The organism is Kitasatospora sp. NPDC048365 (genome assembly GCF_043200835.1).
Taxonomy (GTDB): domain Bacteria; phylum Actinomycetota; class Actinomycetes; order Streptomycetales; family Streptomycetaceae; genus Kitasatospora; species Kitasatospora terrestris.
Genome location: NZ_JBICYJ010000005.1, coordinates 98,852 through 116,550, shown reverse-complemented (window position 1 = coordinate 116,550; position 17,699 = coordinate 98,852). Strand labels below are relative to the sequence as shown.

At 74.3% G+C, this 17,699-nt stretch carries 17 protein-coding genes; 9 read left to right on the top strand and 8 right to left on the bottom strand.

The window, feature by feature from the left end; genetic code table 11:
• Positions 1-129 precede the first annotated feature (129 nt).
• From ACGFX4_RS06780 to ACGFX4_RS06770, 3 genes are all read left to right on the top strand, one after another.
• On the top strand, positions 130-1,068 hold the full coding sequence (locus ACGFX4_RS06780) for a GlxA family transcriptional regulator (protein ID WP_393070896.1): 939 nt from the start codon (positions 130-132) through the stop codon (positions 1,066-1,068).
• A gap of 87 nt (positions 1,069-1,155) precedes the next feature.
• Complete coding sequence (locus ACGFX4_RS06775) at positions 1,156-1,647, top strand: DUF2975 domain-containing protein (RefSeq protein ID WP_393070895.1); 492 nt, start codon at positions 1,156-1,158, stop codon at positions 1,645-1,647.
• Positions 1,647-1,880, top strand: coding sequence for a helix-turn-helix domain-containing protein (locus ACGFX4_RS06770; RefSeq protein WP_393070894.1), 234 nt, complete (start codon positions 1,647-1,649; stop codon positions 1,878-1,880). The genes ACGFX4_RS06775 and ACGFX4_RS06770 overlap by 1 nt, the downstream gene beginning before the upstream one ends.
• A 119-nt stretch (positions 1,881-1,999) precedes the next feature.
• Here ACGFX4_RS06770 and ACGFX4_RS06765 read toward each other — a convergent pair whose 3' ends face one another.
• Together ACGFX4_RS06765 and folE are read right to left on the bottom strand one after the other, a co-directional pair.
• On the bottom strand, positions 2,000-3,487 hold the full coding sequence (locus ACGFX4_RS06765; RefSeq protein ID WP_393070893.1) for a hypothetical protein: 1,488 nt from the start codon (positions 3,485-3,487) through the stop codon (positions 2,000-2,002).
• Between the two features lie 30 nt (positions 3,488-3,517).
• Complete coding sequence (gene folE, locus ACGFX4_RS06760; RefSeq protein WP_393071073.1) at positions 3,518-4,129, bottom strand: GTP cyclohydrolase I FolE; 612 nt, start codon at positions 4,127-4,129, stop codon at positions 3,518-3,520.
• 236 nt (positions 4,130-4,365) lie between these two features.
• On the opposite strand from folE, the gene ACGFX4_RS06755 reads away from it, so the two are divergent.
• Positions 4,366-5,106: a helix-turn-helix transcriptional regulator gene (locus ACGFX4_RS06755; RefSeq protein ID WP_393070892.1), complete on the top strand. Its 741-nt coding sequence runs from the start codon at positions 4,366-4,368 to the stop codon at positions 5,104-5,106.
• Positions 5,107-5,177: 71 nt separating this feature from the next.
• On the opposite strand, the gene ACGFX4_RS06750 is transcribed toward ACGFX4_RS06755, so the two are convergent.
• A complete protein-coding gene (locus ACGFX4_RS06750; protein ID WP_393070891.1) occupies positions 5,178-6,029 on the bottom strand; it encodes a LysR family transcriptional regulator in 852 nt (283 codons plus the stop codon).
• Positions 6,030-6,109: 80 nt separating this feature from the next.
• Here ACGFX4_RS06750 and ACGFX4_RS06745 point away from each other — a divergent pair, with 80 nt between their 5' ends.
• Positions 6,110-6,475, top strand: a complete 366-nt coding sequence (locus tag ACGFX4_RS06745) for a DoxX family protein (RefSeq protein WP_393070890.1) — start codon at positions 6,110-6,112, stop codon at positions 6,473-6,475.
• Between the two features lie 40 nt (positions 6,476-6,515).
• Here the strand turns inward: ACGFX4_RS06745 and ACGFX4_RS06740 are convergent, their stop codons facing one another.
• The 5 genes from ACGFX4_RS06740 to ACGFX4_RS06720 form a co-directional block, all read right to left on the bottom strand.
• A complete protein-coding gene (locus ACGFX4_RS06740; RefSeq protein WP_393070889.1) occupies positions 6,516-7,643 on the bottom strand; it encodes a hypothetical protein in 1,128 nt (375 codons plus the stop codon).
• 270 nt (positions 7,644-7,913) lie between these two features.
• Entirely contained in the window at positions 7,914-8,138 is a 225-nt protein-coding gene (gene infA, locus ACGFX4_RS06735; protein ID WP_393070888.1) for a translation initiation factor IF-1, read from the bottom strand.
• 61 nt (positions 8,139-8,199) lie between these two features.
• The gene (locus ACGFX4_RS06730) at positions 8,200-8,955 is read right to left on the bottom strand and encodes a GNAT family N-acetyltransferase (protein ID WP_393070887.1); all 756 of its coding nucleotides are present in this window, start codon (positions 8,953-8,955) and stop codon (positions 8,200-8,202) included.
• Between the two features lie 276 nt (positions 8,956-9,231).
• Complete coding sequence (locus tag ACGFX4_RS06725; RefSeq protein ID WP_393070886.1) at positions 9,232-10,785, bottom strand: alpha-L-arabinofuranosidase B; 1,554 nt, start codon at positions 10,783-10,785, stop codon at positions 9,232-9,234.
• 194 nt (positions 10,786-10,979) lie between these two features.
• Positions 10,980-11,390 carry a hypothetical protein gene (locus ACGFX4_RS06720; RefSeq protein ID WP_393070885.1) on the bottom strand — a complete coding sequence of 137 codons (411 nt, stop codon included), beginning with the start codon at positions 11,388-11,390 and terminating at the stop codon, positions 10,980-10,982.
• Positions 11,391-11,514: 124 nt separating this feature from the next.
• Here ACGFX4_RS06720 and ACGFX4_RS06715 point away from each other — a divergent pair, with 124 nt between their 5' ends.
• The 4 genes from ACGFX4_RS06715 to ACGFX4_RS06700 all read left to right on the top strand — a co-directional run bounded on the left by ACGFX4_RS06715 (position 11,515) and on the right by ACGFX4_RS06700 (position 17,689).
• Complete coding sequence (locus ACGFX4_RS06715) at positions 11,515-12,345, top strand: Scr1 family TA system antitoxin-like transcriptional regulator (protein WP_393070884.1); 831 nt, start codon at positions 11,515-11,517, stop codon at positions 12,343-12,345.
• Positions 12,342-12,566, top strand: a complete 225-nt coding sequence (locus ACGFX4_RS06710; protein WP_393070883.1) for a DUF397 domain-containing protein — start codon at positions 12,342-12,344, stop codon at positions 12,564-12,566. The genes ACGFX4_RS06715 and ACGFX4_RS06710 overlap by 4 nt, the downstream gene beginning before the upstream one ends.
• Positions 12,567-12,740: 174 nt before the next feature.
• Positions 12,741-13,187 (top strand): hypothetical protein, encoded by a 447-nt coding sequence (locus ACGFX4_RS06705; RefSeq protein ID WP_393070882.1) that lies wholly within the window; start codon positions 12,741-12,743, stop codon positions 13,185-13,187.
• Positions 13,184-17,689 (top strand): hypothetical protein, encoded by a 4,506-nt coding sequence (locus ACGFX4_RS06700; protein WP_393070881.1) that lies wholly within the window; start codon positions 13,184-13,186, stop codon positions 17,687-17,689. The genes ACGFX4_RS06705 and ACGFX4_RS06700 overlap by 4 nt, the downstream gene beginning before the upstream one ends.
• Positions 17,690-17,699 lie beyond the last annotated feature (10 nt).

Here is a 17,699-nt window from a genome sequence, read left to right as displayed (position 1 = left end):
TGCGGTCGCCCAGTGGCGGGAGTGACGGCTTTCAACGGGAAAGTGACACCACCGCCAGGACCTTTCCGACCTGCAGGTTCCTGCGCCGGCGGCTGTGGTCGGCGTCCGGCGGGGAGGTAGGTTCTGGCCATGCACACCGTTGCCGTACTCGCGCTGGACCGGGTGATCCCGTTCGACCTCTCCACGCCGATCGAGGTCTTCTCCCGGACCCGGCTGCCCGACGGGCGGCCCGGTTACCGGGTGCGGGTGTGCGCCGAGCGCGAGGAGGTCGACGCGGGGGCGTTCACCCTGCGTGCGCCGTGGGGGCTGGAGGGTCTGCGGGGCGCGGACACGATCGTCGTGCCGGGCGTCGCCGACCCGGCGGCCCCGCTCTCCCCCGCCGTGCACGACGCGCTGCGCTCGGCCGCCGCGGACGGCACCCGGATCGCCTCGATCTGCGTGGGGACGTTTCCGCTGGCCGCCACCGGGCTGCTGGACGGGCTGCGGGTCACCACGCACTGGCGCGCGGCCGGGCTGCTGGCCGCGTCCCGTCCCACCGTGGAGGTCGACCCGGACGTCCTGTACGTCGACAACGGCCAGTTCCTCACCTCGGCGGGGGCGGCGGCGGGCCTGGACCTGTGCCTGCACATGATCCGCCGCGACTACGGCTCGGCGGTCGCCGCCGACGCCGCCCGGCTGTCGGTGATGCCGCTCGAACGGGAGGGCGGGCAGGCGCAGTTCATCGTCCACGACCACGCGCCCACGCCGCAGGGGTCCGAGCTGGAGCCGCTGCTCGGCTGGCTGCGGGAGAACCTGGCCCGGGAGCTGACCCTCGCCGACATCGCCGAGCGGGCGGGGACGAGCACCCGCACCCTGATCCGGCGGTTCCGCGACCAGACCGGCACCACGCCGCTGCAGTGGCTGCACCGCGCCCGGATCCGCCAGGCGCAGCACCTGCTGGAGACCACCCGGCACCCCGTGGAGCGGATCGGCGGCCAGGTCGGCTTCGGCTCGCCGACGGCCTTCCGGGACCGGTTCAAGCGCACCACCGGGGTCAGCCCGCAGGCCTACCGGCGTACCTTCGGCTGAGCCGGGGGCACGCCTTCGGGTGCACGCCTTGTGAGACCTATCGTTTTTCGATAGCTTTCCATCGCAAGTCGATGGAAAGGAAGCGCTGTGGGAAGACTGGCAGTGGGTGCGCTGCGCACCGTGCTCGCGGTGGTGTTCACCGGCACCGTGCTGGTGCAGGTGCTGATGGCGTGGGTGCTGATCAGCGGAAGCGATCCGGAGGACGGGTCGATTCCACTGACCGCGTTCCGGGTGATCACGATCGTGGGCCTGCTGACGGCCGAGGTCGCCCTGGTCTGCGTCTGGCAGCTGGTGGGGATGGTGCGGCGGGGAACGGTGTTCTCCCACGCCGCGTTCCGGTACGTCGACGGCGTGATCGGCTCGATCGTGGCGGCCGCCCTGGTCTGGTTCGCGGTGACGGCCGTCAACGCGCCGGGCCAGCGCGAGGACCCGGGCGTGACCGTCATCATGGCCGGGATCGGTGTGGCGATCCTCGGGGTCGCGCTGATCGTGCTGGTGCTGCGGATGCTGCTCGCCCAGGCCGTCGCCCGCGACGTCGAGGCGACGCGGATGCAGGCCGAGCTGGACGAGGTGATCTGATGCCGATCGCCGTCGACATCGACGTGATGCTGGCCCGGCGGAAGATGTCCGTCGGCGAGCTCGCGGACCGCGTGGGGATCACGCCCGCCAACCTGGCCGTCCTCAAGAACGGCCGCGCCAAGGCGGTGCGCTTCGCGACCCTCGCCGCACTCTGCGAGGTCCTCGAGTGCCAGCCCGGCGACCTGCTCCGCTGGGAGGCCGACGTGGACGTGGACGTGGCCGTCGGCGACTGACCGACGCAGCCCCGGATCCGCGACCGGCGTGACGCCGCGGACCCGGGGCCGTCGCACGAGTACGGACGGCACGGGCCGCTGCTCGTTGTCGGACCAGCGGGGCCCGGGCGGGTCGGCGGCTACAGACCCGCCCGGTCCAGCAGCCGCTCCATGTGCTCGCGCGGAAGGAACGGTGAGGCCGCGGCGGCTTCTGCGACGCGCTCCGAGGAGTCGGCGAGGAGACGGAGCAGGGCCGGCAGCGGGAGGTTGCGGTGGGGCGCGACCGCGCGGCGGACGCGGTCTTCGGGGTCGGCGGCCAGCTTCTCGGCGAGTTCCGGGGGCAGATCCGGATCGCGGGGTGCGAAGGAGCGGAGCCGGGTCTCGGGGTCGGTGGCGAAGCGGCGCAAGGTCGCCGGCGGGAACGTCAGGACCTCCCTCTCGTCCCACCAGAACGTGAACTTGTCCCCCCGGGGCCGGTAGCGGCGCTCGATGCTCTCGGCGGTCGCGGGATCGACCAGGTGCGGGGCGGTGTGCGCCATCGTGAGGCGGACCATCTCCTCTTCGTCGTCGAGCAGTCGGGCCACCGCGTCGGCGGGAAGGGCCTTGCCGGCAGCCGCGGAGACCCGGAAGCCGACGTAGGGCGAGTCGATGTGCGGCAGCGGATCGGCCGTCACCCAAGGCAGCCGAAGGATCCGCAGTTCCGTGGGCGCGAACGCGTTCTCGTACCACCGCAGGACCGTGTCGTCGTCCGCGTCGGGGTCCGGATCAGCCGTCGAGCGCGACACCTCGTGGACCGAGGCGTGGATCTGCGCCCGCACGTGCTCGGGCGTGTCCGGCCGGGCGAAGACCTTCACCCGGACGCTCAGGGCCGGATCGACCGCAAGGGCGTCGCGGGCCGACGGCGGCAGGTCGGGATGCCGGGCGAGCTCGGCGCGAACCTCGCTGTCCGGATCTGCGGCGAGCCGCTGCAGGGTGTCCGCCTCGAGAACGGCGTGAACGACCGCGCCCGCCCGGGTCACCGGGTCCGCCAACAGCGCCGGCAGCAGGTCCGACGGCGGCGTCGGATACGGCCGATGCGCGTAGTAGGTCGAACAGGCCGCAGCGCGGACCCCGGCCTCGGGATCGGTCAGCAGAATCCGGCGGACCGCCTCCGGCGCCTGTGGCCAGTGCCTCGCCAGCGCGGCGCGGATCGCGGGGTCCGAGTCGGCGGCGAGGCGGGACCGGAGGTCGGGCGGCGTCCAGTGGCCCTGAGCCAGGTACGTACGGACCCGTGGATCGGGATCGTCGATGAGCTGTTCCAGCATGCTCCGCGGTGCGCTCGCGGCACGGATCACCAGCGCGGCCCGCACCGCACCGTCCCGATGTGCGGCCAGTCGCATACGGAACCGGTCCGGCAGCCGCTCGTTGAGCGCCAGGCTGTGCAGGAGCCGGCCGTCGTCGATCGCGAGGATCTCGGCGATCATGTCCTCGGTGAGGTCCGGACGGTTCGCCACGTCCCCCGTGCCCCGCCGCCATGCGAACAGCCGACGAACCATGGAAGCCGGCAGGGCGGAATTCCTCGCCAACCCGTCCATCACCTTGTCGAGGTGGACCGGTGTCAGAGCGTCGGCATCCATGCGGGCCAGCATGCCAGGCGGGCTTCTGTGCGACGCCGGCGGTCAGCCGAGGGCGCCGGTGAGGCCGGTCAGGGCGAGGAACTCGGCGCGCGAACGGGCGTCGTCGCGCAGGGTGCCGAGCAGGGTCGAGGTGACGGTGCTGGAGCCGGTGGCCTGGACGCCGCGCAGGGTCATGCAGGTGTGCTCGGCTTCGACGACGACGCCGACGCCCTTGGGGTCGAGCTGCTGCTGCAGCCAGTCGGCGATCTGCTTGGTCAGGCGCTCCTGCACCTGCGGACGGCAGGCGAAGTACTCGACGACCCGGGCGAGTTTGGACAGGCCGAGGATCCTGCCGCCGGGCAGGTAGCCGACGTGGGCGGTGCCGACGAAGGGCAGCAGGTGGTGCTCGCAGACGGACCGCAGCGGGATCGACCGGGCGAGGACCAGTTCGTCGTAGCCCTCGTCGTTGGGGAAGGTGGTCAGGTCGAACGGGCGGGGGCTGAACAGTTCGGCGTAGGCGCGCGCCATCCGTCCGGGAGTGCCGCGCATGCCCTCCCGGGCGGTGGAGATGCCCAGGGCCTGTAGGAACCCGGCGGCCGCGCTCTCGGCCGCCGCGAGGTCGATGCCGTCGGCGTCGGGGACGACCCGCAACGCCGCCCCGGCCGGCCCCGACATCGGCACCGGCACCGGGCCCGGCACCGGTTCCGCCGCTGCCACCTGGAAGTCGTACATGTCCACCACCGCGCTCACCCGCTGCTGCGCCCGCACCTGCCGCTCACTGCGCACGACTCGACCCCTTCCCGGTTATTTCACCAACAAGTGTTGTCTTTATTCACTGCGGCCGTCAAGAGTGCAGGCCAGAGCGCCGCACGGACGGGTCGACCCGCGCCGGTAGGAGTTATCGTGGATGCGTGGCCAGCGATGAGAGTGCGACGACCGTGACGCCGACGGACGGGATCGACTCCGTCAGCGCCCTCGGCGAGGAGTCCCGGCGGCGGATGTTCACGTTCGTCCGGCGGGCGGGTCGGCCGGTGACCCGCGACGAGGCGGCGGCCAGCGTCGGCATCTCGCGCAAGCTCGCGGCCTTCCACCTCGACAAGCTCGTCGATGCCGGGCTGCTGCGCACCCACTTCGGCACGCCCGGCGCCCCCGACACCCCCGACGCGCCTCGCAGGGTCGGCCGCCGGCCCCGGCTCTACGAGCCCACCGACGCGCAGATCACCGTGAGCATCCCCGACCGTCGGCACGAGCTGCTGGCCGAGCTGCTGCTCGAAGCGGTGCTGGACGGGTCCGGCGAACAGCCCGCCACCGACACCGCTGTCCGGGTCGCGGGCCGGCGCGGGCGCGCGCTCGGCGGGGCGGACCGCGACGCCGCCCGCCCCGGCCGTCTCGGCGCCGAACGCGGCCTGACGATGTGTGAACGGATGCTGGAGGCGTACGGCTTCGAGCCGACCCGGGAGGCTCCGGCGGAGGTACGGCTGCGCAACTGCCCCTTCCACCCGCTGGCCGCCAAGGCGCCCGCCCTGGTGTGCGGCATGAACCACGCCTTCCTGACCGGCTACCTCGACGGACTGGAGGTCACCGGCGTCGAGGCCGTCCTCGACCCCACGCCGGGCGAGTGCTGCGTGCGGCTCCGCTCCGCGGCCGGCTGACGGAGCGTCGCACCCGCCCAACGGTAGGGTCGATCACCGATCACCGATCGGCGGAGCGACCGCCGGGCGGCTCAGCCCCCGTACACCGTCCGCGCGATGCGGACGAACTCGCGCACCGGAACGCTCTCCTCGCCCTCCCGCCAGGCGACCACCACCCGGCTCGGCGGCATGTCCGCCACCGGCACCAGCGCCAGCCCGGCGGCCGGTTCGTGGCCGAGCGGGGCGATCCCGACCGTGCCGCTCCACAGCACGGCCTGCAGGCACTCCTGGACGGCCCGGACCACCGGGCCCTCGCGCGGCTCGCCGCCGTTCCAGTAGGCCTGCCAGGCGGGGTCCGTCCCGGGCGGGAACTGGAACCACGGCCGCCCGGCCAAATCGGCCAGGGTCAGGCTCGCCCGTCCCGCCAGCGGATCGTCGGCCCGCAGCACCGCGCCCACCGGGTCCGCCCGCAGCTCACGGACCGCCAACCCGTCGGCCCCGAACGGGCCGCGGGTCAGCGCGACGTCCACCCGCCCGGCGCGCAGCCCGCAGGTCGGATCGGTCAGGTCGGTCTCCCGGATCCGCACCTCCACGCCGGGGTGGCGCCTGCGGTACTCGGCGGCGAGCCGCGTCACCGCCGGGTCCGAACTGTCCCCCAGCAGCCCGACGGTCAGCACGGCGGGGCCGGCCGCCGATGCCACCCGCCCGCGGATCCGCGCGGCCCGCTCCAGCAGGTCCCGCGCCTCCGCCAGCAGCACCTCACCGGCCGGCGTGAGCGCCACGCCCGCCGCCGACCGCAGCAGCAACTGCGCCCCGAGGTCGTCCTCCAGGCGCCGGATCGCCCGGCTCAGCGGCGGCTGGCTCATGTGCAGCCGGACGGCGGCCCGGCCGAAGTGGAGTTCCTCTGCCACCGTCACGAAGTACCGCAGCGTACGCAGCTCCATGCAGCCACGATACCCGTACGGTATCGGCTGCCCGGAACGGGTCTTGGACACCCGGCCCGCCCGCGCGATCGGATCGGGTCATGACCTTCGCAACCTGGATCCTGGCCGGGCTCCTCGCCGTCTTCTACCTCTACGCGGGCGGCGTCAAGCTGCTCCGCAGCCGCGAGCAGCTGCTCCCGATGATGGAGTGGGTGGACCGCACCCCGATGCCCGCCGTGCGGGCCATCGGCCTGGTCGAGGTGCTCGGGGCGCTCGGCCTGGTCCTTCCCCCGCTGACCGGCATCGCGCCCTGCCTCGCGGCCGCGGCGGCGGCCGGATTCGTCCTCCTCCAGCTCGCCGCCACCGGCGTCCACCTGGCGCGCGGCGACCGCCGGATCGCCCTCAACGCGGTCCTCCTGCTCGCCGCGGTCGCCACGCTCGCGCTGGCCGCCCGTACCTGGTGCTGAGCCTGCTGCCGCACTTGGCGCTGAACGGCGTGCCCCGGGGTCAGCCTCCGGTCGCCCACTGGTGGGCGCTGCCCCGGTGGACCGCGGCGTAGACGCGGTCGCGCAGCAGGTTGGCGTCGTGGTCGGTGAGGGTGCGGCCCAGGTGTCGCAGGACGACCTTCAGCAGGACGTTCTCCTGGTCCCGGCGGGCTCCGAGCCGTTCCAGGGCCTGCAGGGGGAGCTCGGCGCACGGTGTCCGGGCGAGGATCTCGACCGACTCCACACAGTCGGCGTCCGCCCCCAGCGCGTCGCGGACCCGGTCGCCGAGGTCCTCGGCGAGGTCGTCGCGGTCGACGGCGACCGACAGGTCCCGGCGGATCGCCGGCATCGCGGAGACGGGCCGGTACGGGGCGAGGTCGGCCATCTGGGCGGCCACCGACGGCTCGGCCGAGCGCAGGACCCGGATGTCCGGGATGTTCTTGAGCAGCATCAGCATGCGGTCCAGCCCCATGCCGAGCGCGAGGCCGCTCCACGAGGCGTCCAGGCCGGCCCGTTCCAGCACCCGGGGGTGCGCCAGACCGCACTCCGCCACTTCGATCCACTCGCCGTCGCGCTCCACGTCCACCTGGCGGCCGGAGCGGGTGTAGGGGTGGACGCGGTCCTCGTGGCGGTGTGCGGCGCCGGGGAGGACCGCGGTGACCAGGGTGGTGACCATGTCGTCCAGGTCGGCCGTGGTCATGGGGGCCGGGCGGCGGGTGAGCCGCCACAGGTCGAGCTGGTGGGGGGTGCCGGTGTGCAGCCGGTCGATGCTGTCGCGCCGGTAGACCAGGCCGGGGCAGACCAGGAGCACGTCCTCGGCCGGGTCCGGGTCGGCGGCCAGCGCGCGGAGTGCGGCGGGGACCAGGGCGCTGGAGTGGCTGCGCAGCATGGTCCGGTCGTCGACGTAGCGGGTGTAGCGCGCGTCCCGGGTGATGTCGTCGGGGCGGTAGCCGAGGTTGTCGTAGTTGTCCTCGACGCTGACGGTCCGCTCGCCGCGGCACCGGCGGACCTCGCAGCCCCAGCGCTGCGCCAGGGCGTCGACCGCGCGGTCGAGGACGAGTTGGAGGGCGTGCGGTCCGGCGGCGGGGTCGGTGAGGTCCCGGACGGACAGGTCGTGCGCGAGCTTGTCGGCGGAGAGATGGGCGGGCATGTCGGCCTCCTGGCCAAGGGCGGTGACGGGGGTGGGTGAGACCCCCCGGCCCCTGGGCCCGGCCGCTCGGCGGTCGGCCCGCTCAGCTCCGAAGACGTGGCGAGGTCCGACCCCTGCGGCGCCCATCGGGGGCCGGGGGGCCGGTAAATCGGCGAGAGATCGCTACGACGGCCACATCGGCAGCATAACCGTAGGCCTCCGTCGTGCCCCGTCGTTTTTCGGTGCCCGCGCGGGCGCCCCGCCGCCGGAGCGGCGGGGCGGGGCGACGCGTCAGTTGCGGTAGCGGTACATGATGCGTCCGCGGGTCAGGTCGTACGGGCTGAGTTCGACCAGGACGCGGTCGAACGGGAGGATCTTGATGTAGTTCTTGCGGATCTTCCCGCTGATGTGGGCGAGCACTTTGTGGCCGTTCTGCAGTTCCACCGTGAAGGTGGCGTTGCGCAGGCATTCGAGGACGGTGCCCTCGATCTCCAGGCCCTTGGCTACTCGTGGCAAGGCGTCTCGATTCTCTGGTGCGGGGTGAAGGGGTGTTCGGCGGTGGGCGGGCCGACGGGAGTCAGCGGCGCACCAGTTGCAGGGTGTGGCCGGCGCGTTCGGCGCCGAGGCTCTCGAACAGGGCGGTGGCGGCGGCGTTGGACCGGTCCACCTCGGCCCACGCGGTGGGGACCCCGGCGTCGTGCAGGGTGTGCAGGGCGTGGGCGAGCAGGGACCGGCCGATGCCGTGCCGCTGGTGGGCGGTGCGGACGGCGAGCAGGCCGATCCGGGCCCGTCCGCGGACCCGGACCACGCGGACCAGGCCGGCGTACCGGCCGCGGTGGACGGCGACCGCGTACAGCGACGGGTCGACCAGGGTGTCCCCGGGCGGGCCGGAGCGGAGTTCGGCGGGCATGGTGTGCCAGCCGGGGCCGGCCTCGACCTCGGCGCGCACGGCCCGGTCGAGGGCCCGCAGTTCGGCCTCGTCGGCCGTCCCGGCGGGTAGGATCGTCACGTCCTCGGCCGCCGGCCGTCGCGGTGTGCCGGCGGTGGGCAGGAGGTACTCCCACTCCCGCCGCTCGGGGGCGAACCCGGCCCGCTCCCAGCGGGACGTCAGGTCGCCGTCGTCGCCCGCGACGACGGTGCGCAGCGGGCCGGGCAGGGCGGTGAGCATGGCGTCGGCGAGCGGCGCGAAGGCCGCGTCGTCCCAGACGTCGATGCTGACGAACCGCCGGCCGTCGGGGCGCGGGGAGAGGTCGCCGTGGCCGACGACCAGGTCGCCCGCCCGGGCCTGCCAGCGGGTCTCGTCGACCCGGGTGACGGTGAAGGTGGTGTTCATGGCTTTCGCCTTTCGGGAGTGCCTGCGTTGTGGCGGGGCGCTCCCGATCGACACCTGGGTCAGTCGGTCACCGTGAGGGAAAGGGGGAGCACCCACCTCGATCCAGCTCTCATGGGTCACACCTCCTCGCGTCCTGTCACGGTGCCTCGAACCTTAGCAACCTCGCACCGCCCGTCCAAGCCGTTTCCGTGCGTGGGGGGGGGGGGGGGGGGGGGGGGGGGGGGGGGGGGGCGCGCCCCCCCCCCCCCCCCCCCCCCCCCCCGCGCACGGGTCGCGTCAGCTCCAGGGCTGGGTGACCAGCCAGCTGGTGTCGGCGGCCCAACTGGTGGTGCTGTCCCAGGCGTTGGATCCGCCGTTGGCCGCGATGTAGGCCTGGTAGGCGTAGTGGCGCAGGTACTTGGTCGGGTAGTTGGCCGAGCGGAAGGAGGTGCCGGTCCCGCTGTTGCCGGTGGTGGGGCAGAAGGTGGCGTCCTGGGCGAACAGGCTGCCTCCGTCGTCCGCGGCGAGGCGCAGTTCGAAGTTGAAGTGGCGGAGGAAGCGGCCGGGCCGGTCGACCGACTCGAAGGTGAGGCAGGAGCTGTTGGCCAGGCCGGCGCGGACGGTCCAGTTGGCGTCGGCCTTGAGGGTGGACGGGCTGGAGGCGGTGACGGCGGCGATGGCGACCTTGTCGTCCGCGTCGTCGTGGGCGAGGTAGTCGCCGGTGCAGCACGCGGTGGTGGCCCGCAGCGAGACCCGGGAGCCCGGGGTGAGCGACCCGGTGCCGGTGGGGGCGCTGCTGTAGCCGACGGCGGCGATGTTGGCCTGGACGGCGTTCTCGGTGGCGTCCGAGGGGTAGCCGGAGGTCATCACGCCTTCGTAGAAGGTGCCCGCCGAGCTCTTGCTGTTGTCGCCGCCGATGCCGAGGATGATCGCGCCCTCCTTGTGCATCGGGTTGTAGCCGGCCGCGTTGGGGCGCGGTCCGCCGTAGTACGTGGACAGGCCGCCCGACTGGGCGTTGCCCGCGCGGATCGCCCACTGGTTGGGGGCGCCCTTGACGATCGCGGTGAGGAAGCGGTGGGCGACGCTCGGGTCTCCCGCGTTGTAGCCGGGGTTCACGCCGGAGAACAGGCCGTTCTCCAGGTCCGCCATCACCCACGGGCCGGTGCCGGAGCCGTAGCCCCAGACCTTGCTGTCGCCGAAGTAGATGGCCTCCATGTGGCCGTTGCCGGTGTCGAGGTTGTTGGTCTCGGCGTTGCCGTAGTCGAAGCAGCAGCCGCCGTTGAAGTGCGTGCCGTCGAGGACGGCGTACATGCCTTCGGGCTGGTCGCCGGTGGCGATGCCGTTGGTGCGGTTGTTGCGGTAGCCGGTGCCGGGGGCGACGTAGACGCCGTACACCGGGTGGCCGCCGGCGGTGACCGGGGCCTCGACCGCGTTGGCCAGGTTGTCGGGACCGCCGGCCGCGCCGCCGGCGGGGGCCTGGGTGAGGTGGTTGCCCCTGCCGGTCTGGTCGTAGAGGACCGTGATCAGACAGCTGGTGCCGGCACAGAAGGCGTCCTGCGTCGCGGCGTTGGCGTAGCCGCCGGCGCCGAGCACGCCGATGTCCCTGGTGGCGCCGTCGGTGGCGCGCCTGACCTGGTAGAGCGCACCGCCGTACGAGCCGTAGAGCGCCCGCGTGGTGCTGTGCGCCGCGACGCAGGGCGTGCCGCCGGCGGCGTAGATGTCGCACGGGCCTTGGGTGGCGGCCTGTGAGGTGGCGGCCGTGCCGGTGAGGAATCCGGCGGTGAGGGCGGCCGTCAGGACGGCCCCGAGCGCGGTCCGCCGGGCACGGCGGATCCATCGGTGGACGGTCATGGAGAGCTCCTGCGCGGGTGGGTGGGGGGAGAGCGTTTGTTAGCGCTCACAATTTGCCCTGGACGGCCGCCTCGAGCGACACCCACTATCACCGCCTGTCGGAACGGCGTCAAGACGCCTCGCTCCGTCAACTTCGGTACCGTGAACCACTCCTGGGACATCTTGCTGTGAGCGCTCACGGACCGGCGGGGCCGTCACGCGGCCCCGGAGCTGCTCCCCGCCGACTCCCGGTACAGCGTCAGCTTCGGACGCACCGCCTGGACGTCCGGGACCGCGGGGATCACCGCGGGCACCAGGCCGAGCGCGGCCAGCTGCTCCACCGTGATCACCGACCGCACGTCACCGCCCGTCACCACGTAGCCCTTGAGGACGGCGTACTCGATCAGCACGTTGGCGAGCTGCGCGGACCAGTGCGCGCCGGCCCCGCCGAGGGCGATGTGGGCACCGTCCGCCATCGCCCGGACACCGTACTGCGGGGAGAGACCCGGTGGCGGACAGAGACCCGCGAGCCGGAAGGCCGTCTCCAGGCGCTCGGCGGTCTCCTCGCCGAGTGCGCGGAACCGCCTCAGCCGCTGCTCCTCGTCCTCCTCCAGCCCGTAATCCACCTACCGCTCCGTTCACCTGTCGTCACGTTCTGCATTCAAGGATCGGCACGCGGGGCTAGCATCGGAAGTCCCCCGCACTTGACACTTGCGGGTGTGGGACTCGGAGCTCTCAGGGGGATCGACCGTGCGACGTACCGAGCTTGACCCGTCGTCATCTCCGACGGCGGCGTTCGGCGTCCAACTGCGCAGGTCACGCGAGGCGAAAGGGCTCTCGCAGGTCCGCTTCGGGCGGCTGATCGGCTACAGCGACAGCTACCTGTCGTGTATCGAAAGAGCGGAACGCAATCCCACTCTCGTACTGGCCCAGCGGGCGGACGCGGCCCTCGACACCGGCGGCACCCTCGAGTTGATGTACTGGAACATCAGCCACACCGCCCTGTTCGAGGGCTTCCCGGAGTACGCCCAGCAGGAGGCCGGGGCCTCGGTGATCCGCATCTTCGAGTTGGGCGTGGTCCCGGGACTCCTGCAGACCCACGAGTACGCCCAGGCGCTGGAGGCCGGGGCCGTCGCCCGGGGAAGCGCCACCCGCCAACAGGCGGACGAACGCGTCGCCTTCCTGCTCACCCGCCAGGGCAGCATGGAGCGCAGGCCGCCGCCGCTGGTGCACGCCGTGCTGGACGAGAGCTGCGTCCGCAGCGCGGTGGGCGGGCCGGCCGTCCTCGCGCGCCAGTTGGAGCACCTGGAGCGCCTCGCCGAGCAGCCGGCGTTCATCATCCAGATCGCCCCGTTCGACCTCGGCGAGGGCCGGCCGTTTTTGCGCCCGGTGATTCTACTGACCCTGCGGGACGGAACCACGCTCGGCTACACGGAAACCCACCAAAGGGGTTACCTGGAGCGGGATATCACCACAGTGACGGAGTGGGACAGGGACTACGATCGGCTGCAGGTCGAGGCACTGTCCCAGGCGGCATCCCTTGCAGTGATCCGCCAGGCCCGGAAGGAACTGTCAGCATGATGTACGACGGCATCAACCTGAACGAACTGAGCTACGAGAAGAGCCGCTACAGCGGCAACGGCGGCTCGTGCGTCATCTGGTCCAAGGCCCTGGTCGAGTCCCACGGCCTCATGGTGGTCGGCGACAGCAAGGACCCGGGCGGGCCGAAGCTGGTCGTGCCGGTGGCCGCCTGGACGGGCCTCTGGGACGCCGTTGCCGCCGACGAGTTCAGCGGCGCCTGAACCCACGCGCGCCGCGTGCGCCGCGCACGAGCCGGTGCACGCCCGCGCTGCCGCGCATTCCGCGGCACAACCCCCTTGCACCACAAGGGAGATGGAGTGCCCGAACCCGCTGCCCCGGCGGGCGGGTGAGCGGTACGGTCTCCGGGACGACACGCTGACTTGAGGGGGAAGGCGATGTTGGCCGAGGAACTGGCGGCGCTGGCCGCGGCAGGTGGCACGGCGGTGGTGCAGGCGGCCGGAACGAGTGCCTGGGCGGGGCTGCGGAACCAGGTCGCCCGGTGGTTCGGCCGCGACGACGCCGACCGTGAGCAGGCCACGTTGGTCCGGCTGGACGAGACCGCGTCCGCCCTGGCCGCTGTCGCCGGCGACGACGGCCGGGGTGTGGCCGGGGCCCAGGAAGGGCGGTGGCAGGGCCGTTTCGAGAACGAGCTGGAGAACCTCGACCGGGTCGGCCGCGACCGGGCCGTGGACGAACTCCGGGCGCTGCTGCGGCAACTGGCGCAGGACCTCCCCGCCGCCGCGCGGACCGTCGACATCAGGTTCCACCACAACGAGGTCGGCGGGCCGGTGACGATCGTGACGGGCGACCACAACCGGACCGACGTCGGCGACGGCAGATGACCGCAGCCGATCCGGGCGGGCCCCGGGTCGATCTCACCGTCACCGACAGCGAGATCCACGGCCACCTGGTGGTCGTCCAGGGCGACAACAACCTCACGATCGTCGGGTCGGGCGCTGCCGCCTACCGGCTCGTGGAGTTCGACCCGCGCGCGGAACGCCTGGAGGCTCCCGATCCGGGGACGACTCGGGAGCCGGTGGACCGCCCGTCGCTGCTCCTGGAGGCCCGGCACGCCGTCGTGCCGTTCACCGAGCGCCCGCAGCGGCGCCGGCTCGAAGCCTGGCTTACCGAGGAGCCGGAGGTCCGCACCGGGGTGCTGCTCCTGCACGGCCCGGGCGGGCGCGGCAAGTCGCGGCTCGCCGCCGAGTTCGCCGCCGGCGCCCGGAAGAACGGGTGGACCGTGTGGCGGGTCGTCGAGCACGACCTGCCCACCGCCGCACCCGAGCCCCGGTCGGCGGGGCCGAACGGATGCCTGCTGGTGGTGGAGGACGCGGACCGCATGCCGACCGGTGACCTGGAGCTCCTGCTGGGCCACCGCGCGCTGCACCGTGGTCCCCGGCTCCGGGTGCTGCTGCTGTCCCGTTCGGCCGGGGCGTGGTGGCTGACGGTCGCCGGCAGGGTCTCGGGGAAGCCGGGCGCGACCACCACCCGGATCGAGCTGCCGCCGTTGGCCGACCGCCCCGAGAGCCGCGCCGACCTCTTCCGTCGGGCCGTCGTCGGCTTCGCCGCCCATCTGGGCCTGCCGCGCGAGCAGGCCGGTCGGATCGACCCTCCCGCCGGGCTGGCCACCGATCCCGACTACGACCAGCTGCTGACCGTGCACATCGCCGCGCTGGCGGCGGTCGACGCGGCCGTGCGCGGAGCGGACGCCCCGGCCGGCCCGGACGCCGCCTCCGCCTACCTGATCGCCCGCGAGATCGGCCGCTGGAAGGCGCTGCAGCAGCAGGACTCGCGGACGACGACACCCGTCGCCACCATGGCCCGGGTCGTCTTCACCGCGGCCCTCACCGGGCCGCTCACCCGGCCGGACGCCCACCTGGCCCTGCAACGGGTCGGGCTCGCCGACACCCCGGCGGCCGCGAACGCCCTCGTGGACGACCACCGGCTCTGCTACCCGGCCCGCCCCGCCGGCGCCCTGGAGCCGCCGCGCCACGCCCGCGTCCTCGAACCGCTGCACCCCGACCGCCTGCGCGAGGACCTGATCGGCCGCACCGTCCCGGCCGGCGGCACCGACGACGGGTACGTCGACGACCGGGACGCCGAGCACGACGGGACCGACGACGGTCCCCTGCCGGCGACCGCCTCCACCGACGGATTCGACCTGGCGCAGCTGGCGGGCGACTGGGCCCCGCACGCGGTCCGGCTCCTGCTCACGGCCGACGAGCGGCCGGCGCCCTGGACCCGCAGCGTGCTGACCGTGCTGGTCGAGGCGTCCCTCCGCTGGCCGCACCTCGCCACCGACCTGCTGGTGCCGCTGCTCACCGCCGAGCCCGGAGTGGTGCTCCGGGGCGGCAGCGCCGCCCTGATCGGCCTCACCGAACTCCACGCGCTCGGCCGGATCGACCTCGGGCTGCTCGAAGCCGTCGACCGGGTCCTGCCCGACACCCGCCACACCGACCTGGACGCCGGCGCCGCCGCGCTGGCCGTCCTCCTGACCCCGCACCGGGACAAGGGGACCACCGATCCCGCCGCGCGCGCCGAGCTGTTCGCCCGGCTGAGCCGGCGCCTGTCCGAGGCCGGGCGCCACCGGGAAGCCGTGTCGCCGGCGGAACGGGCGCTGGCCGCCCGCCGCACCCTCGCGCCCGGGGACACGGCCGGGGACACCGCCGGGGACACGGCCGACGCGGACCCCGCGCTGGCCACCGCCCTCGGCGCGCTCGGCCACCGCCTCGCCAACGTCGGGGAGTGGGACGAGGCGGTGGCCCGCACCGGGGAGGCGGTCGCGATCCGCCGCCGGCTGGCCGCCGCGGATCCGGCCCGGTACGAGGGCCACCTCGCGGTGTCCCTCACCAATCTCGGCGAACTGCTGGAACGCGCCCACCGGTGGCCGGAGGCGCTGGAGGCCACCGAGGAGGCCGTCGCCGTCCGGCGGCGGCTGCTCGCCAGAGCCACGGAGCCGGACCGGCCAGGACCGGAGCCCTCCCCCGAGGCCCTCGCCGAGACGGCCGCCGACCTCGCCTTCACCCTCGGCAACCTCGGCGCGCTGCTGGCCCACGCCGCACTGCAGGGCGCCCCGGAGCGATGGGCCGCGGCGGAGGCCGCGGCCGAGGAGGCGGTGCGCACCCTGCGGGCATCGGCCGCGGCGCACCCGTTCCGCCACGAGCCCGACCTGGTGCGGGCCCTGGCCAACTGCGGTGCGATCGTCGCGATGGCGGCCCGGAACGCGGGCGACCCTCGGGACGAGGAGGCCTTCCGGCACACCGACGAGGCCGTCCGGGTCCAGCGTCGCCTGAGCGAGCAGGGCTTCCGGGCGAACGGGCCGATGCTGCTCTCGCTGCTCGGCAACCTCCGCCTCCACCAGGTCGACCTGGGCCACGACGACCGGGCCCGGCGGGCGGCCGCGGAGGCCGAGCGCCTCCGGAGCAGGCTGGCGCAGCTCGTCCCGGCCGCCTACCTCACCGAGCCGCCCACCGGTCCGGCGGGCACGCAGGCGCCGCGCTTCGCCCTGCACCTGGGCACCCGGGCGGAGCTGGTGGCGGTGCCGGTGCTGCTGTGGCTGGACGCCTGGTGGCAGCCGAGGGACGAGCACGAGGTGGCCCCCGGCCCCGGCCGCGAGCCCCGTCGGGACGCCGGTCGGCCGGAGAACCCGTCCGGTTCCGGTGGCCCTGACGGTGCGGCAGCGGCCGCGCCCCCGACCGCCGTCGCGGTGCCGGGCCGTGCCCTCGCGGCGGTCGGCCCCCGGCCCGCCGGTGCCGGGGCGGGCGGTTCCGCCCAGGGCGGGGGCTCCTGGGCGGCCTCCGCGGTGCGGCTGCTCCGCGGGGTTCCGTCCGGGACCGGACCGCTGCCGCCTTCCTCGGCGGTCCAGCTGATCCAGGCCGCCCCCGCGGTCCGGGCGGCGGTGGCCGGGCTGACGGGGCTGGCGCTGATGGCGATGACCGCGCTCGGCGGCGACGCCCCGCGCAACGCGCGTCCGGAGCTCCCGGCGCCGTCGCAGTCCAGCCGGGCGGCGGCCCCCGCGCCGAGCGGCGCCGCCACCGGCGGCCCGACCGACTCGGCGAGCCCGACGGCCGGGCAGCCGACCGAGCAGGCGGTGCCGAGCGGTCCGCCCACCGAGCTGCCGTCCGACGACGCCTCCTCGGACGGCGGCACGCCCGGCGGCACCGGATCGCCGTCCGGAACCGGCGGTGCCGGCGGCACCACGGGCGGCGGCGCGACGGGCGGCACCGGCACCGGCACCGGCACCGGCACCACGGGCAGCAGCGGCAGCACGGGCTCGGGGACCGGCTCCGGCGGGTCCCCGGCCGCGCGGCCGCGCTGGGGCTACGCGTACATCAGTGCCGCCTCGGCCGGTGAGGCGCCGCTCGACGTGCCCACCAAGGTCGCACCCAGCTGGCAGTGGCCCACCGACGGGGTCCACAGCTGGGTGACCGTGACCCGCACCGCCACCGGCGACTACCGGGTGCGGCTGCCCGGGCTGGCCTCCGCCACCGGGATCGCCCACGCCACCGCCTACCGCACCGACTACCACGGCCGCACCTGCGCGGTCGCCGAGTACGGGCCAGCCGGGTCCGACGAGCTGGTCCGGGTCCGCTGCTTCGACCAGCACGGCGCGCCGGTCGACTGGTGGCACACCGTGTTCTTCACCGCGGGCACCGGCGGGGGGAGGCCGTACGCGACGGTGCGCTACGACGCCCCGGGCGGTCACAGCAGCCTCAGCCCTGCGGGCAACCCCGGAACCGTCAACTCGACGGGCGGGGCGGTCGACGTCCTGCGCGACGGCGTCGGCCGCTACCGGGTGCGGTTCGCGGGGTCGGCGTTCGCGGGCGACACCGGCCACGTGCAGATCACCCCGTACGGCACCGGCACCCCCGCCCACTGCCAGCCGGAGCGGACCACGCCGCAGGGCGGCGCGCTGGAGATCACCGTCGGCTGCTGGGCGATCGGCGACTCCGCGGTGGCGCAGCCGGCCGACTCCCCCTTCCTGCTGTCGTACGTGGACGGCGTGGGCCTGCACGGCGATCCGTCCGTCCCGGCGACCTACGCCGCCACCGCCGGGAGCCCGTCGAACCCGACCGTCGACTCCGCCCACTCCTACAGCGCGGACGGCGCCCGACCGTCCGTCAGCCGCCTGGGCGTCGGCCACTACCAGGTGTCCTGGGCGACCGGCGGCAGCTACGGCGGCAACGTGCAGGTGACCGCCGTCGGCGGGAGCGGCTACTGCTACCTGGGCTGGATCGGCGACTACCAGCACCCGCCCGCGCTCCCGGTCGACGTCTACTGCAACGGCCCGGCCGGCGGCCTGGCCGACTCGGCCTTCACCCTCGCCTACGTGCGCCGCCCATAAGGCGACGGAG